The sequence below is a fragment of the Chryseobacterium sp. CFS2 genome (assembly GCF_036543225.1).
GTDB classification, from domain to species: domain Bacteria; phylum Bacteroidota; class Bacteroidia; order Flavobacteriales; family Weeksellaceae; genus Chryseobacterium; species Chryseobacterium culicis_A.
Window position 1 is genome coordinate 454,066 of sequence record NZ_JAZHQU010000002.1, and the last position, 16,197, is coordinate 470,262.

At 32.3% G+C, this 16,197-nt stretch carries 13 protein-coding genes and 1 pseudogene; 10 read left to right on the forward strand and 4 right to left on the reverse strand.

Annotation, left to right across the window (positions count from 1 at the left end):
- Positions 1–53: 53 nt before the first annotated feature.
- Together ODR02_RS05420 and ODR02_RS05425 are read left to right on the forward strand one after the other, a co-directional pair.
- The gene (locus ODR02_RS05420) at positions 54–530 is read left to right on the forward strand and encodes a YdeI/OmpD-associated family protein (protein WP_309511793.1); all 477 of its coding nucleotides are present in this window, start codon (positions 54–56) and stop codon (positions 528–530) included.
- Positions 531–638: 108 nt separating this feature from the next.
- Entirely contained in the window at positions 639–1,862 is a 1,224-nt protein-coding gene (locus ODR02_RS05425) for a spondin domain-containing protein (protein ID WP_309511794.1), read from the forward strand.
- Positions 1,863–1,928: 66 nt separating this feature from the next.
- Here ODR02_RS05425 and ODR02_RS05430 read toward each other — a convergent pair whose 3' ends face one another.
- The 3 genes and pseudogenes from ODR02_RS05430 to ODR02_RS05440 all read right to left on the reverse strand — a co-directional run.
- Entirely contained in the window at positions 1,929–2,219 is a 291-nt protein-coding gene (locus ODR02_RS05430; protein ID WP_209786408.1) for a hypothetical protein, read from the reverse strand.
- A gap of 160 nt (positions 2,220–2,379) precedes the next feature.
- Positions 2,380–5,487, reverse strand: coding sequence for a non-ribosomal peptide synthetase family protein (locus ODR02_RS05435; RefSeq protein WP_309511795.1), 3,108 nt, complete (start codon positions 5,485–5,487; stop codon positions 2,380–2,382).
- Positions 5,488–5,937: 450 nt separating this feature from the next.
- Positions 5,938–6,621: pseudogene (locus tag ODR02_RS05440) on the reverse strand (YifB family Mg chelatase-like AAA ATPase); the annotation flags it as partial.
- Between the two features lie 120 nt (positions 6,622–6,741).
- Here ODR02_RS05440 and ODR02_RS05445 point away from each other — a divergent pair.
- From ODR02_RS05445 to ODR02_RS05460, 4 genes are read left to right on the forward strand one after another with little or no spacing between them, the layout of a single operon-like run.
- A complete protein-coding gene (locus tag ODR02_RS05445; protein WP_175608825.1) occupies positions 6,742–7,389 on the forward strand; it encodes a TnsA endonuclease N-terminal domain-containing protein in 648 nt (215 codons plus the stop codon).
- Entirely contained in the window at positions 7,386–9,221 is a 1,836-nt protein-coding gene (locus ODR02_RS05450; RefSeq protein WP_084196444.1) for a Mu transposase C-terminal domain-containing protein, read from the forward strand. Before ODR02_RS05445 ends, ODR02_RS05450 begins: the two co-directional genes overlap by 4 nt.
- On the forward strand, positions 9,209–10,105 hold the full coding sequence (locus ODR02_RS05455) for a TniB family NTP-binding protein (protein WP_309511796.1): 897 nt from the start codon (positions 9,209–9,211) through the stop codon (positions 10,103–10,105). Before ODR02_RS05450 ends, ODR02_RS05455 begins: the two co-directional genes overlap by 13 nt.
- Positions 10,092–11,081, forward strand: a complete 990-nt coding sequence (locus tag ODR02_RS05460) for a TniQ family protein (RefSeq protein WP_309511797.1) — start codon at positions 10,092–10,094, stop codon at positions 11,079–11,081. The genes ODR02_RS05455 and ODR02_RS05460 overlap by 14 nt, the downstream gene beginning before the upstream one ends.
- Here ODR02_RS05460 and ODR02_RS05465 read toward each other — a convergent pair.
- Positions 11,071–12,762, reverse strand: coding sequence for a hypothetical protein (locus ODR02_RS05465; protein WP_309511798.1), 1,692 nt, complete (start codon positions 12,760–12,762; stop codon positions 11,071–11,073). The genes ODR02_RS05460 and ODR02_RS05465 overlap by 11 nt on opposite strands.
- Positions 12,763–13,076: 314 nt before the next feature.
- Here ODR02_RS05465 and ODR02_RS05470 point away from each other — a divergent pair, with 314 nt between their 5' ends.
- The 4 genes from ODR02_RS05470 (at position 13,077) to ODR02_RS05485 (ending at position 16,183) form a co-directional block, all read left to right on the forward strand.
- A complete protein-coding gene (locus ODR02_RS05470; RefSeq protein WP_076393947.1) occupies positions 13,077–14,144 on the forward strand; it encodes a helix-turn-helix domain-containing protein in 1,068 nt (355 codons plus the stop codon).
- Positions 14,141–14,569, forward strand: coding sequence for a hypothetical protein (locus ODR02_RS05475; protein ID WP_076393946.1), 429 nt, complete (start codon positions 14,141–14,143; stop codon positions 14,567–14,569). The genes ODR02_RS05470 and ODR02_RS05475 overlap by 4 nt, the downstream gene beginning before the upstream one ends.
- Positions 14,570–14,759: 190 nt before the next feature.
- Complete coding sequence (locus ODR02_RS05480) at positions 14,760–14,933, forward strand: hypothetical protein (protein ID WP_175608824.1); 174 nt, start codon at positions 14,760–14,762, stop codon at positions 14,931–14,933.
- An 8-nt stretch (positions 14,934–14,941) separates the two neighbouring features.
- Positions 14,942–16,183, forward strand: a complete 1,242-nt coding sequence (locus ODR02_RS05485; protein WP_309511799.1) for a hypothetical protein — start codon at positions 14,942–14,944, stop codon at positions 16,181–16,183.
- Positions 16,184–16,197 lie beyond the last annotated feature (14 nt).

Sequence of the window (16,197 nt, forward strand, 5' to 3'; positions counted from 1 at the left end):
CCGTGAATTTACTTTCACGGTTTTTTTATTTTTGACTCTTAAAACATGTCATCATGATCCTTAAAAAAATTGAATTTACAGCCATTATTCAGCAAAACGGAGAAATGAATGCTGCATTTGTAGAATTTCCATTTTCTACGGAGGAATTGTTTAATAAAAAAGGACAGGTAAAAATTAAAGCCTTATTTGATAATAAAATCGAATACCGTGGAAGCCTGGCTAAAATGAAATCAGATTGTCATATTTTAGGACTTACCCAAGAAGTCAGAAAACAGCTTGGTAAAACTTTCGGCGATGAGGTTTCTGTTTCTCTTATTGAGGACAAGGAAGAAAGAGTGGTTGAAATTGCCGATGACATTGCCTCTGTTTTTAATGAAAATCCGGATGCAAAAGGTCTGTTTGACAAAATGAGTTACACTCACAAAAAGGAATACATCCGCTGGATTGAAGAAGCCAAGAAACCGGAAACAAGAGAAAACAGAAAAATAAAAATGATTCAGATGATTCTGGATGGGAAAAAGGGAACATAATCGTCTTTTTGAAAAAAAAATGAATTAAGAAAATATTTTTTGTCAGGATCTCAAAAAGTAGCCGACTATAGTTACAGATATCAATGATAACTATAAAAATTTACTTTTATGAACAAATTTATTTTCAGAACATCTGTTTTAGCGGCAGCCACTCTAGCCACATTTACCCTTTCTTCATGCAAGGATTCAAATGATGACATGATGATGGACATGTCTTTTCAAAGAACAATTACCTTTGAAAATGTAGTAACCCCTAAAGATTTTGTAGAAAGCGGAAGTTTTCAGGGAACAGGAACTCCTATTATTTTGCCGGGACAATCTGTTTCCGTTACATTCAGTGCAGGAAAAACACAGGCCTTGATGTTCGCAACGATGTATGGAGCTTCAAAAGACTGGTTTTTTGCCTCCCAACAGCCAGGGATCAAACTGTTTGATACCAATGGGAATGCGATTACGGGAGATGTTTCTTCAAGTGTACGACTATGGGATAACGGAACGAAAGATGATGCTACAGGACAGGTTGAAAGCAAGCCCATCATGCAGGTTCCTAATGTAAATGCTTCACAGCTTATGAAACTCAATCTGGCTTATAATGATGTAACTTCGGAATTTACTCTCACCATTACCAATACTTCTGGCGGAACCGCCAACGAAACTCCTTTTTCTCCCGGAGTATGGGCAGTATCCAACTACAATGGTTCTCAGCTGCTGAACAGTGCGCCATTCTTTACACCTAATGCATTATCAAATCCTGAAATTACAGATATTGCTCAAATGGGAAATATCAGTAAAATGATGACTAAACTGAATGCCAATACCGGAATTATGACAGGGCTTTCTCCTGCTTTGGTAGTTGTTTACCGTGGTGACAAAAATCCAATGTATGAATTGGGTAAAACAGATAGCGGAATAGGACTGAAAGATATTGCCCAGTTTGGAAATGTAGCCAAACTTCAAAACAGTTTGAAATCTTTATCCAATGTGAAAGGGGTATATATTGCCGGAAATGCACCTGTAGCACCGGGAAGTAAGGTAGCAACAAACTTTAATGCTGAACCGGGTGATAAAATTGCCTATGTAACGATGTTTGGTTTCTCCAACGACTGGTTCTATGCTAATGAACAAAGCATTGATGCCAATAGTAAGGGAGACATTAGTTCAAAAACCTCATTATATGATTCCGGAACAGGTATTGATCAATATCCCGGCGCTGGAAATCATCAGGCATTATTTGGCGGAACTCCACAAAGTGAAAATAAGATCATTTCCAAAGTGGGAACCCAATATCCTGTTCCTGCTGTTCAGAATGTGATTAAAGTAACCATCAATTAATATTCAGATAAATAAAAGATCAGACCTTATTGTCTGATCTTTTTCTTTATAGAAGCCTATGCCTGACTATAGCTTTAGCTGGCCTTCCAAATATTGTTCTCCTCCTCCATTGGTAACCGTTATAAAACCTTCATATTGGCTTACCTTCACCCCCAGATCATTGTTTATTTCCTTAAAATATCCAGCTTTTTCTTTGTTATAGATTGTATCTCCCTGCCAAAGAAATTTTGCAGACTGTCCTGTTTTATTGTGAAATGTAAGAGCTTTCAATGAGTTTGTAAGTCCCCCGGATCTAAGATCTACCACTGCACTTTCATTGGCAGCAAAATCTTTGGACAATACAATAATGTTATTCATTTATTTTTCTTTGGTTTTCGGTTAATTAAAAGCTGAGCAATACTTTCTCATTGCCCTGATACAAATGTCATTCTCCACTACGACAAAACTTGACGTATTTGCTCGCCAAAAATTAAAAGCCCAAACATATTCTGCCTGGGCTTTTTCAATTATTAAAATACTATTCAACCGGAATTCCCAGATATTGTAAATAGGAATCCAGTATTTTTTTATCAAACACCGGTTCCTGAATGCCTGACCCTTCCAGATACTGAATAACATTGGTGCAGTCCCATACGTAAGTGTTCTGGTAAAGTTCTACAGTAGATAAGCCTTCATGCATATTATCTCTGAAAAGACTTGTTAATGGATACAAACGGTTTTTACTGTCATTTTCCCACTGTTTTCGCCATTCTTTATAAGGCAGACCTTTGAGTGGGAAAGGATAATATTTCTTCATCAATCCAAAGAAATCCTCCGGCGTAAGATTGGTTTCCGGACGGGCAATCAGATTGAATTTTTTGCCTATCGCTTCTTTATTTTTTGTGATATGAGTCATGGCTCTTGTCATGTAATCTACTGTGATAAGACCTTCTCTAAGCTCAGTCAATGCAGGATAAGACTTGAATTCTATGCAGTTTTTCACCAATCCGGACCACCACTGATAAGAAGCACTTGCTCCTGTTTCACTGTGGCACATTGCGTATCCCAGGCGATAAGTAATCAATGGCAGCCCTTCTTTTGCCGCTAAACCGGCAACAGCTTCCATGACCCATTTACTTCTTACATAGCCAATATCTTTGCTTACAGACATCAGGTTTTGTTCAATATCATCGGATTCAAGCATTACTTTTTTTCCGGTAAATACATGTCCCCAGCTGTACACAGAAATGGTGGATAACAAGGCAAGACATTTTGTTCTCTCAGCTCCTGCCAATTTTATGATTTCCCTTAATCCTTCAACATTCGGAGCTTTCATGTAGGAATAAGGTTCAATGAAGTTTACTGAGCTTCCGGAATGATAAATCACATCGGTTTGTTTTGCCAGTTTTGTGAATATTTCTTCTGATAATCCTAAAGACGGCAAAGCAAGATCTCCGATTACAAGAATAATTCTTGATTTCTGTTCTATTTTTTGAGGAATGCGGTATTGTTTAAAACATCTGTCAATTTTTTCCATTGCAGAAAATTCATCCTGAGCCCTTACAAGGCAATAAATATCTGCATGAGTAGTATCCAGAAGTTCCTGCAACAGGTGAATTCCCACAAATCCTGTAACACCCGTTAAAAATATGGCCGTTGGATTTTCCACCTGCTTAGGATCAAATCCGCCTGCAAAAACAGTTCCGGGAGCCAGATAAACATCTTTCTGTAATTCAACATAAGGCTCTACATCTTCCACAGGAATTGCTTCCCGTGTTTCCCTAGATCTGGCAATAAGAACTTCTGATAACTGCTGCAATACCGGATACTGATAAATATCCCGTAAATAGATCTTTATATCAAGCTTTCTTTGTAACGCTACAACAACAGTTGCTACCAACAGAGAATTTCCTCCAATATCAAAAAAATTATCTGTAATATTAATAACGGGGCGTTCCAATGCAGAAGACCAGGCCTCTACAATAATTCTTTCAGTTTCATTGGTAGGAGGTTCGAATGAAATTAATTCTTTGGCTTCTTTATCAGCCAGATCTTTTAATGCCTGGGTATCTGTTTTACCGTTTGCTGTTAATGGAATTGAATCTACAAAAATAATCTGTGCAGGAATCATATAGCCCGGAAGCTCTTCTTTCAATGCATTTCGTATTAAAGAAATATCCTTTATCGCATCAGATTTTAATACAATAAAAGCAATCAGATATTGGGTACTTCCTTCCGTCTCTTTACCAATGACCACTGCTTCTTTATTATTTTCCTGCCGGATTAATGAACGTTCTATTTCTCCAAGTTCAATCCTGAATCCACGAATTTTCACCTGATTATCAATTCTTCCCAAGAATTCTATATCACCATCCGGTTTCCATTTGGCTAAGTCTCCGGTACGATAAAGCTTTTCTTTTTCATTGAAGGGATTGGTAATGAATTTAGTATTTGTAAGTTCTTCATTATTAAGATATCCATTGGCTAAAAGGCTTCCTCCAATGCATAATTCTCCTATAGCTCCCACCGGCAGCAATTCCATATTATCACTTAAAATATAGGCTTTTGCATTGGCGATAGGTCTTCCTATAGAGGAAACATACTTTCCGTTGATGTCTTTCACTTTTTTGAATGTAGCAAATACAGTACATTCCGTGGGACCATAATAGTCTACCAGTTCGTAGCTCAATTCAGAAGTAAGTACGGGTTTGAGCTTTTCACCTCCCGTAAAGAGATATTTCAATTTCAAATCGTTATAATTCCTGGAGTAATTAACTACAGAAGGTGCTAAAACAGAGGGCACAAAACCGTGTGTAATCTGATTTCTTCTGTAATAATCCACCAATGCATGAGCATCTGTTCTGTCTTCGTTATCTGCAATAAAAACAGAACCTCCGGCAGTAAGTGCCGACCAGGTTTCCCATACGGAGATATCAAAAGCCAATCCTGCAACAAGAGTCAGTTTTGAATGGTGATCCACATGAAAATGATGGTTATGCCATGTCACCAGATGTTGTATAGCCTGATGGCTCACCATCACACCTTTGGGTTTTCCGGTGGAGCCGGAAGTATAAATTGTGTATGCTAAACTGTTCTGATGAATAGTAATTCCAGGATATTCTGAAGATAAATCATCAAGATTCCCGATATTGCTCAGATCAAACACTTTTGTCTTTTCTGTTTCTGATAAAAGGTCTCCGAGAATTTGATTGGTAATGATAATATCAGCAGCGGTATCTGAAAGAATATACTCTATTCTCTTCGCAGGGTAAGCAGGATCTATTGGAACATATGCCGCTCCCGTCTTAATAATCCCAAGAACTGCAACAAGCCATTCTAAAGAACGATCGAGCCAGACAGGAACATATTTTCCTTCTTTGATATCCTGTTCTAATAGAAATCCGGCAACCTGATTACTTCTCTGATCCAAATCTCTATACGTAATTTCCTGATCCCGATAAACTGCTGCCGTTTTATCGGGATGCAGAATTGCCTGTTTCTGGAAAAGAGATTCCAATGTTTCTTCGTGGTGATAATCCCAGCCGGTTTTATTGAATCCATTTAACAATTTTTCTCTGTCTTCAGATGATAGTAATACAGCTGAACCTATTGATAAGGCTTCTAATGAGGGAATTGTGTTTGACATAATAATAATTTGATTTGGTTTAAAAATTTGTAATTATTGGATTTGAATCTATTTAAAGTTGATTTCAGACTTTATGAAACAAGGAAACAACTGGGTATAAGGTATAACCACAGTTTATTTACTAAATGTGTTTCATAAGAGTTTAAAAAACGGAATGACATAAAGTCTTAAGCGGTTCACTCATTGAGAAGAACCGCAAACGTTATTTATTGGAATCAAAAAGAAGAAAGAATGTATGGTAGATATTCTTCAGAAATCGAGGTGAATATTTTACTCCGAATTTAAAAATTTGATTTTCATAATATAATATTATTAATAATTTGGTAATCAAACTTAACATAATATTTCAGCCTATGCGTTACATAATTACTATGTTTATCGTAAAGAACAGAATTAAACTTATGAAAACACCATTTGTATTTATTTAAAAATCAATCCAATAATAAAAAATCAACCATTCCAGAATTCACGATCCAGACTTCTGTATTGTATGGCTTCAGAAATATGATGAGACAGAATATTTTCAGATTCTTCAAGATCCGCGATTGTTCTGGCTACTTTCAGAATTCTGTCATATGCTCTTGCTGAAAGATTGAGTTTCTCCATTGCTAATTTGATAAGACCGAAAGAGGTTTCATCCAATTCACAAAATGCCTCAATTTCCTTTGGCCCTATCTGGGCATTACTGCTGATTGTAAGATGCTGATACCGATTATTCTGGATATCTCTTGCTTTCAGCACACGTTCCCGGATGTCACTACTCTTTTCCCCTTTTCTTTTTTCAGAAAGCTGTTCAAATTCTACCTTCTGAACTTCAATATGGATATCAATCCTATCCAGAAGCGGCCCTGAAAGTTTATTCATATACCGCTGCATTTCATAAACAGATGACGTATTATTAGGATCATCAGGGAAAAAACCGCTTGGACTAGGATTCATAGAGGCCACCAGCATAAAACTTGCCGGATAGTTTACCGTAAACCGGGCTCTTGAAATAGTTACTTCACGATCTTCCAGAGGCTGTCTCATTACTTCCAGAACGGTTCTTTTAAATTCAGGCATTTCATCCAGAAATAATACGCCGTTATGAGCAAGGGAAATCTCTCCTGGCTGCGGATAACTTCCGCCACCTACTGTAAATTGCATTACTTTTTGATAATATCTAATCCTTTAATAACACTTTTTACAAAAGTAAATGATAATTGAAACTTCTTAAAATAATTTTTAACTTTAATTACACAAAAGATGTTGATTATGAGCCATAAAAAAGTTAGACAAATTGGGTTATCCAATTTAAGTTTAACAGGAAACATATATAGCGCTAAAGGAAATGAAATAGTAAATTTTGAATCCTCATTGGAACGAGATTATATTCATCTTTTAGAATATGACACTAAGGTTTATAAATACTATGAACAGCCATTAAAAATATATTATGGGAATAATCAATATTATGTCCCTGATTTTTTCGTGCAATACCATTCAAAAGATGTAAAAAGCGAACTTATTGAAATAAAATATGTAAATGACCTTGTTGAAAATAAAGAAAAATACAAACTAAAGTTTGAAGCAGCCCAAGCATTTTGCTCTGATAATGGATTAAAATTTAATATTGTTACCGAAGAGCAAATACGTCAAGGTCATAGATTACAAAATGCAAAATTTCTATTAGGATACAGGAGTCCCAAAGTTGGATTTGATGATGGTCTTATGACTGTTTTAGAAAGAGTTATAGAAAATCATAAAATAGTTTCAATACAAGAGACTCTTGATTTAGCAATTACTTGCGAAGAGAAAAAAGCTGAACTATTATACGTTTTGCTTCATATGTTATCTAAAAGATATATAAACTTCGATGAAACAACTAAATTAACAATGGATACTCTAATATTTTTAGAATGATGGAAAGAATTTTTATTAGTAAAGGTGAAAAAGTATTGTACAATAATACTTTATGTATAATCGTAAGAATTATTGATATAGATACATTGTCAATTGAAGAAATTAAAACAAATATTATACATACCGTTAAAATAGCCGAACTAGAAAGCATTAAAAACTTCAGCGTAAACAACGAAAAAAACCTTGTTTCCTTGTCTGACAAGGAATGGGAAAAAGCACAGCACAGATATAATCTAATCAGTCCAATATTAAAAAACAGGGGTGATTACAAACTGATCTCTTCAATTTCCAAAAACAACAAGATCAGCGTTCCAACAATTTATAGATGGGTTAAGATATTTGAGACCTATGGAACAGTTTCGTCACTTGCCGGGAAGAAGAAAAATGGAGGACAAGGAAAGAGTAGATTATCAGATGATTTGGAAAACATTATAGCAAATAAAATACATTCAGTTTACCTTAATCAATCAAAAAAGTCAATAAATAAAACTATAAGAGAGGTGAATTTAGAATGTGATAAATACTCTATTAAGCCACCACATCCCAACACAATCCGTAATAGAATTAAAAATATTTCTGATGAAGAAAAAGTAAGAAAAAGATTAGGAATAAAGGAAGCTAAATATAAGTATGAACCTCATAGAGGCAGTTTTGAAGGGGCACAATACCCATTATCCATAGTACAAATTGATCACACATTGGTTGATATTATTCTTGTAGATGAACAATATAGAAAACCACTGAAAAGACCTTGGCTCACACTAGCAATTGATGTTTATAGTAGAATGGTTACTGGCTTATACCTTTCTTTTGAGCACCCAGGAGCACTGGGTACAGGAATGTGCATAGCCAATTCTATATTACCAAAAGAATCATGGTTAAATTCATTAGAAATATCTGGAGAATGGCCATGTTGGGGAATAATGGACACTGTACATTTAGATAATGCCAAAGAATTTAGAGGAAATACTTTGCGAAAATCCTGTGCTAATTATGGAATTAATATTGAATTCAGGCCAGTTGCTACTCCACATTTTGGAGGACATATAGAGCGTATTTTAGGAACATTTTCGAAAGAGATTCACAATTTACCCGGAACAACTTTCTCTAATATTCAAGATAGAAAGAATTATGATTCGAAAAAAAATGCATCTTTCACACTATATGAATTTGAAAAATGGTTAGTCACATATATTACTAAAATCTATCATAAAAGAATTCATTCTAGTCTAGACATCACTCCTGAACAGAAATTTAAAAGAGGAATTCTGGGAGGATCCGACGTTATAGGACGAGGAATTCCTCCTAGAATTAATAATGAAAGAAAAGTAAGATTAGATTTCATGCCAATAATTAAAAGAACTATTCAGGAGTATGGGATTGTTATTGATCATATCCATTATTATAGTGATGTATTAAAAAGTTTCATACATGATGCCAATATCAAAGGGGAAAAAATACAACATTTATTTAGAAGGGATCCTAGAGATATTAGTTGCATTTACTTTTACGATCCACAAAAAAACGATTATTACGACATTCCTTATAGAAATATGTCTTTACCTAAAATATCGATTTGGGAATATCGGGAAATTTTAAAAATAATAAAAAGTAAAAAAATAAAGGTAGATGAAAAATCAATCTTTGAAGCTTACCGGGAATTAGATGAGATAGAAAAAAGAGCTATGAGAAATACAAAAATCCAAAATAGTAAATCTTATAGTAAAAACAAAATACAAACAAAATTAGACGAGGAATCTCTAATACAAAATGAGCAGAAAAATTATCAAGATATTCAACCTTTTGATGACATTGAAGTATGGAACATTTAACAAATAATTTAAAGACATTCATTGCCAATTCTTCTAATGAAGAAAGAATACTATACACCAAAGAGTTTAAATGGATAGGCTATACAAAAGCTAAAATCATTTTAGATAAAATGGTAGATTTAACAACATATCCCAAAGGGCATAGAATGCCAAATTTATTGCTTGTTGGAGAGTCAAATAATGGAAAAACTGCCTTACTAAAAAAGTTTTGCAGATCACATCAATCATATGTTGATGAAAAAACCGCAAAATTAAAATGTCCTGTATTAATGATTCAGTCTCCTCCAGAACCAGATGAAAAAAGGTTCTATAATGCTATATTAAACTCAGTATTAGCGCCAACAAAAACATCTGAAAAAATTGAGAATAGACAAAATCGAGTAATACATCTTTTAAAAGAACTTGAAGTTAAAGTCTTAATTATTGATGAAATCCATCACGTTCTTGCCGGTACGATTTCAAAGCAAAGATTATTTTTAAATGTTATAAAATATTTATCTAACGAATTAAACATACCATTAGTTTGCTCCGGAACAAAACTAGCTTTCAATGCTATACAAACCGATTCACAACTATCAAATCGATTTGAACCTAATATCCTTGTAAGATGGGAAAACAACACTGATTACAAAAGACTTCTAGCAAGTTTTGAAAAGGTACTCCCAATCAAAAAGAGATCGGATCTCATAGAAGATCGACTATCGAATAAGATCCTTCTGATGAGCGATGGCTTAATAGGGGAAATTTCCAAAATATTAGAGCTCTCAACCATATTAGCTATTAATACGCAAAGTGAAAAAATAACTTTAGAAATATTAAATAACATCGATTATATAGCTCCACAAAACAGGAAAAAAGCTTTTTTTAACAATGGTATATATTAAATCTTTTGATAAAGATATTTTTCCTCTGTATATCGCACCAAACAAGAATGAGTTATTTAGTTCTTGGATAAACAGATTATCTATTAACCATCAAGTTAAAACACAAACTTTCCTTAAGAACTTCTTCCCAAAATCAAGAAGCTATTTTACAAGAGATATAGATATTTTAGCTCCTAATAATTTGATAGAGATAATTAACAGATATACTCCCTTGTCGATCTCACAAATTAATAACCTTTTTTTAAAATCTTTTGAGGGTTATGCCTTCGAAAACATTAATACTAAAACAATAACAATAAATGTTTTACCAATCGGAATAGTTAATAGGTCCAAGTTTAAACACGGTCTCCAAGCTTGCGTTAAATGTTTAAATGAATATAAATATTATCAAAAACAATGGAGACTAAGCTCTTCTATATTATGCCTAGACTGTAAATTATATTTGATTGACAGATGCCCTGAATGCAATCACCCTCTACATTTTTTTAAAATTAATAAGGGAGGAAATAGATTATATCCAGCGAATGGTTTTAGACCATTTAATATTTGCTACAATTGTTTTTTCGATTATACTTTAATAGACTTAAATCATTTAGTCGTAAGTAATAAATTAGATTTACAATATCAAAAGTATATTAATTCAACTATTAATATTGGATACAACGAATTCACTTCGTATTCATTTTTATTTTTAAAAGTATTATTAATCATTGCCTCTAGACTTAGAAGCAATTCACATAAAGGAATATTTAACCAATTTCTTAAAGATATATACCACTTCGATCTAGAAATAATTAATGAAAATATTAGCTTTTGGGATCTTCAAACAAGAATTGAGACTTTTCCACTTGCCTATAAAATACTTAAAGAACAAAAATTTTATGACCAACTTAACCACTATAAAATAGCAAAATCTTATATATACTCTGAAAAGTCTGGAATACCATATTGGTTTGAAAAGAAACTTATTTATTAATTTTTTTATATATATTGTCACCAATTTTTTGGATTGTGTTTTTCTCTGTAAGTCCATATCTATGGTTAACAGGTTGTAGGACTTCTAAAAACATTTTTTCTCTTATATATTCAAATCTTATTTTCTTATTTTGATAATCCTTACTTAATGTACCGTCGTAAAATATTGAACTCCAGCTAAATGTTACACTTCTATGATCAAGTATTTTAATAAGTTTGCTTAGATTTTTATCGTTCCTTTGCTGTGCTGGTATATTTGATAAATTTTCTACTAACCCAATATTCCGATACAAACCTGTTTCAATAATGAAAAACTCCTTATCATTTAACCTAGCAATAGCAATTATCATATATGGTATTTTAGAGTTCTCAGGCTCATAAAATGAGAACTTCTCATCTGCAGAATCATTAATTGTTGCGAAAACAATATTTACTCCCTTTTCTTTTAGATATTCAAGTATTTTCAAAAAAAGATCAGAAGAATTTTCTTGAATAGCAGTATAATCAATAGCTTGAGTATTATTTCCCGTTGTTGTCTGATTACTTAATATTCCATGCTCTTCTACTGTATTTACAAGTGTATTTCCTTTTATGTAATTTTTATCGTTTTGTATTTTCTTGGTTTTTTTATAATTAGGAGACTCTAAGAAGATATCATTATCAACTGTTATCTCTTCAACGTCCAAATTAGGATTTGTAGAGACCGCAGGAGAATCTGATATCAAATCTAATATCTCTTCTCCATCAATTGTTATATTGTCAGTATATGTCTCAGAATCTCCGTGATTGTTTTCAGCTGAACGAGTATCTACAAGTGCTATTGGTTCAATATCTTGGTCATTAATAAAAAAAAGATAATCTTTTTTATTGGGTTCAATATTTAACAATCTATAGGCGAAAAATTTATTTTTAGCAAGCTTTTGTCCTATAACAGTGGCTTTAATTGGAAAGTTAAATGGTATATTATAGAAGATTTCTCCTGAAAGGTGCCCTCTTTTATCTTCTTTTTGCTTCCATAATAAACTATAAAAACTATTAATCGCTTTCCTTAATAAATAAATCCCTGTTTTGTTTTCATCTTTATGGGTAAACCAATATTTACCTATAAACTTTGCCTCTTTTTGCCCTATACCGATAGTATTATCAAAAACGAATTTGCTTTCTAGCACATCTCTATTTACAAACCCTTTATTAAATTTTTCAAAATCTGTAATTATATTAATAACTTTAGTGGAATAGTAGTAGAAAAACTGACTAACCAAGCTTAAAGAAATAAACGTATCATTATTAAAGAGATAATATGCTTTATTATTAATTTGATTAGCAAAAGGGGTGTCACTAAAAAACTCTTCACAAGAACCTACTTTGAAATTTCTATAGTTTGATAAGATAACTTCCCTTTTTTCTATTTTATTATGATTTTTATTTAAATCGCATACAAACTTTCCATTGCAATCATAAATATCTGCGAGTTTAAATTTATTTACTATTTGCTCTGCTATTTCTTCTATGATAATTTCATCTAAACTCCACTCTTCTGAATTATAATAATCAGATGGATTTACTTTTATAAACTTGATTTCTCTATATAAAATTTCATCTCTAAAAGTGATCTTTCCAAAATTAAAAAGCATCCAAAAATCACCTTCCCTAGAATAACTCTTTATTTTTTTTAAAACCATATTAAATTCATGTTTTGGTGAAATTACAAAAGTTGAAGATAATAATTTAATTATAAAATGGAAATATCAAAATTATAAATCAACCTATAATAACATAGCTTCAATAACCGGAAAATTTATTATTAAGATTTCTGCTCTTTGTTGAATTTATAAGTAATGCTTGTTAAACTAGGTTAGATAAAATCGTGTCGATAGCAAATAAAAACAACTTGTAGACAATGATAATTTCAGAACGCAGCAACACACAAAATATTATTTTTTTTAAATTATTTGCCATATTTGTGTGTTTTTCATATATTTGTAAAAAATTTGACATGAACATAGGAGAAAGAATAAGAGAACTGAGGATAAAAAAGGGGTTATCACAAGAAGACCTCGCTATCCGTTCTGATTTTTCAAAATCATATATTCAGAAATTCGAAGAAGGGCATAGAGAAATTCGTTCATCCCAACTAGTCCAGTTATCCGGGGCATTGGGAGTGAGTATTCCTGAAATATTAAATGGAACAAGCTATAACTCAGATGAATTCACATTAAGAAATATCGAATTCAGAGAAGGGTTTAAAATTAATTTCGACCGAACTTTTTTTGAACGTAAAATTTTAGGAGAATTGCATGAAAAGTACAATTCTTATAGTAATTTAGAAAAACTTGTAAATTCAATAATTATATTTCAAAATCCACTTAAAAATTTTGATCCAATTACTAACAAAAAGCAAGTTGAAGATGCTGCTAAAATTTTGAGAAAAAAATGGAAATTTGAAACTACACCTATTTATAATTTAGTGAGTTTTTTAGAAGATTTAGGAGTTAAAATTTTTGAAGTAAATGAAGACGAAAGCTTTGCTGGTTTTTCTTGTTGGGAAAAGAATAATCCTATAATTGTCATTAATGTTAAAAATGCAGATATACCAAGAAGACGATTCACTGTTTTTCATGAATTAGCCCATTTACTGTTAAGATTTGAAGTAAATGAAGAAATAGAAAGGATAGAGCGTTTCTGTGACCACTTTGCCGGGGCAATGCTTCTGCCTTATGAAGCTCTAATGAACTATATAGGTGATAAATCTAGCATTACATTGGAAGAATTGAAAAGAATTAAAACCATGTACGGAATATCAATATTTGCTATCCTTATTAGAATTTTAAGCCTAGGTCTTATTGGGTGGGAAAAGTATCAAGAATGGAAAGATCAGTATGACTCTTGGAGAGACAAAGACATCCCACATGAAGACACCGAAAGAGTAAGTAGATTCAATTATTTGCTTGCTAAAGGGCTAAATGAAAAATTATTTAGCAAAAGTAAGGCAAGCCAGTTATCCGGAATGACGATTACAGCATTGAGTAGAGAATCATTTACCACAGAATTTACATTGAGATGATAGTGTTAAATGACATAGAGCTTATTATGCCATTGCGATCTTTGCAACTTATTAAGAACGGTTTTTTTGGTATTTCTCAACTTTTTTTAACTGAGAATTATTTTGAACCGAATGAAATAATCGCAATAAAAGATTTAGAAGGAAATGGAGATCTAACCGTATTTGATCTTTCAAACGATTTTTATAATTTTTACAATAAGAATCACAATGATCATCCCGAGATAGCAATTACGGACATCTCCTCCGTTTATTATGCTCAAAAATATGGATTAACAGTACTGTCCAGATGTAAGCATGTAGAAAAATTTGCAATGGAGAATAAAGTTAGCTTGTGTGAACCAATTGAAGCCGTGAAAAAAATGAATGCACAACCTGATCAGATAAATCTTTTAGAATATATAATAACATCTATGATGAAAAACTAAAATAACAGCTTTAAAAAGAAAAGCCTAAATCTAATGATTAGGCTTGTATTGAAGAATAATTTTCTTTTACCTTCTTGATTTGAGACCTCAAAGGTAAATATAATTATACTTTTTTCCAAGATTTTTCATAAAAATTAAATCGTTTTTCTTTTTAAGTTGCTCATTTATAAACAATTATTAAATTTTAATTATGGCAACTAATGCACCAAAAGACGGAAGTCGTAAAGGAGCGGTAAGAGACCGCTCTCAAGTTCAAAATCCTAAAACAGGTTTATGGGTAAAGAGAGATACTACAACAGGGCAGTTTATTGATGTCAAAGTATCAAGTCCAAAACCCTTTAAAGGAGTAAAAAAAGAAAAATAATCATTTTTATGAAGCCAGAGTTTTTTCAAAAAACAGTACAGCTTAACCCTGAAAAAAGTACGGGAAAGCTAAGAGTTAGCAAGTTATGTGAATTAATAGATTCCCATCCTTATAGGGATGAAATTTATAGTTCATTTAAAATTAGTGAAATTCAAGATGAGATTATCTGCATCGATTACATTGATCTTGTATATGAAAGAGTTAAATATTATAATGAAAATTATAATAGATCCTTTATATATGCTCAAGTAAAGGACATTGATGTTTACGACGATGAACAGATCATTGATGGAGAAATCAATACTGATATAATTTTCAATTTTGAAGAATATGTTGAAATTGATGAAGTAAAGAATAATCTCCGTACAATTGCTATTTATGATGCAAAGAACACTTTTTTGGATAGTTATGAGATGACAAAATATGCCAATAACCTTTTTAAGATTAGGGAGGGTGCATTGGCAAGACAAAACATTCAATATTTCAAAGAAAAAGCTAAGACTAATTCTAAAGTTAATAAACATAAAAGTTATAGGCTTGTAGAATATAATAGTCAATTTTATTTACGAGGAATTACGTCAATAAATAAATATTTTGAATATGGTGTTGATTTTACCTTTGTGGTAAGTATGTTGATTTTACATCAGAATATGAAATATAAAGTTGGAGTCGAATATACAATAAGAAGCGCTGCATTAAATGAATCTAAACTTGATATAATTGTTTCTGAGAAATTCTTGAAAGATGCCGGAGCCTTCGGTAGCATTTCAACAGCGGTTAAAATATCTACAAATGATTTAGGGCAAGGCTCGCTCAGCTTTTCTAACATTCTCAGTGTAGGTAGAATTGAAAAAGGTTTTTTTATCTATAGAAGAAAATCCGAAGTTGAAAAAAATAAAGAGATCATTCCACATACAACAAAACCAGAAAATGTATTCTCTACGTTTAATAATATGGAAGGAGTCTTGAATACGAGTGACGAATTTATACAAGAATTGAACGAAATAAAGTCAATAAAAACGCCTGATGAGCTTAGAGTCAAAATCTTAGCTAAAATTAAAAATCCTCGAAGTGCTCTGAAAGGTATAACGAAGCTTTCAGATATTTTTAAATGGAAGATTGATAATGAAATTTCAAGTTTTGCAAAGCTAATTGAGATGTGTGAAAATGCTGAGGACTTGGAAATTGAGTATGATTTAAAAGACAAGTTACGTTATATAATCTCCGACATAATGCTTTATGGAGGTTAAAAGGAAATCCATTG

Excerpts from the sequence above, each read along its gene's own strand:
- ODR02_RS05420 (WP_309511793.1), top strand. The coding sequence starts at position 54 with ATGATCCTTAAAAAAATTGAATTTACAGCCATTATTCAGCAAAACGGA.
- ODR02_RS05425 (WP_309511794.1), top strand. The coding sequence starts at position 639 with ATGAACAAATTTATTTTCAGAACATCTGTTTTAGCGGCAGCCACTCTA.
- ODR02_RS05430 (WP_209786408.1), bottom strand. The coding sequence starts at position 2,219 with ATGAATAACATTATTGTATTGTCCAAAGATTTTGCTGCCAATGAAAGT.
- ODR02_RS05435 (WP_309511795.1), bottom strand. The coding sequence starts at position 5,487 with ATGTCAAACACAATTCCCTCATTAGAAGCCTTATCAATAGGTTCAGCT.
- ODR02_RS05445 (WP_175608825.1), top strand. The coding sequence starts at position 6,742 with ATGAGCCATAAAAAAGTTAGACAAATTGGGTTATCCAATTTAAGTTTA.
- ODR02_RS05450 (WP_084196444.1), top strand. The coding sequence starts at position 7,386 with ATGATGGAAAGAATTTTTATTAGTAAAGGTGAAAAAGTATTGTACAAT.
- ODR02_RS05455 (WP_309511796.1), top strand. The coding sequence starts at position 9,209 with ATGGAACATTTAACAAATAATTTAAAGACATTCATTGCCAATTCTTCT.
- ODR02_RS05460 (WP_309511797.1), top strand. The coding sequence starts at position 10,092 with ATGGTATATATTAAATCTTTTGATAAAGATATTTTTCCTCTGTATATC.
- ODR02_RS05465 (WP_309511798.1), bottom strand. The coding sequence starts at position 12,762 with ATGGTTTTAAAAAAAATAAAGAGTTATTCTAGGGAAGGTGATTTTTGG.
- ODR02_RS05470 (WP_076393947.1), top strand. The coding sequence starts at position 13,077 with ATGAACATAGGAGAAAGAATAAGAGAACTGAGGATAAAAAAGGGGTTA.
- ODR02_RS05475 (WP_076393946.1), top strand. The coding sequence starts at position 14,141 with ATGATAGTGTTAAATGACATAGAGCTTATTATGCCATTGCGATCTTTG.
- ODR02_RS05480 (WP_175608824.1), top strand. The coding sequence starts at position 14,760 with ATGGCAACTAATGCACCAAAAGACGGAAGTCGTAAAGGAGCGGTAAGA.
- ODR02_RS05485 (WP_309511799.1), top strand. The coding sequence starts at position 14,942 with ATGAAGCCAGAGTTTTTTCAAAAAACAGTACAGCTTAACCCTGAAAAA.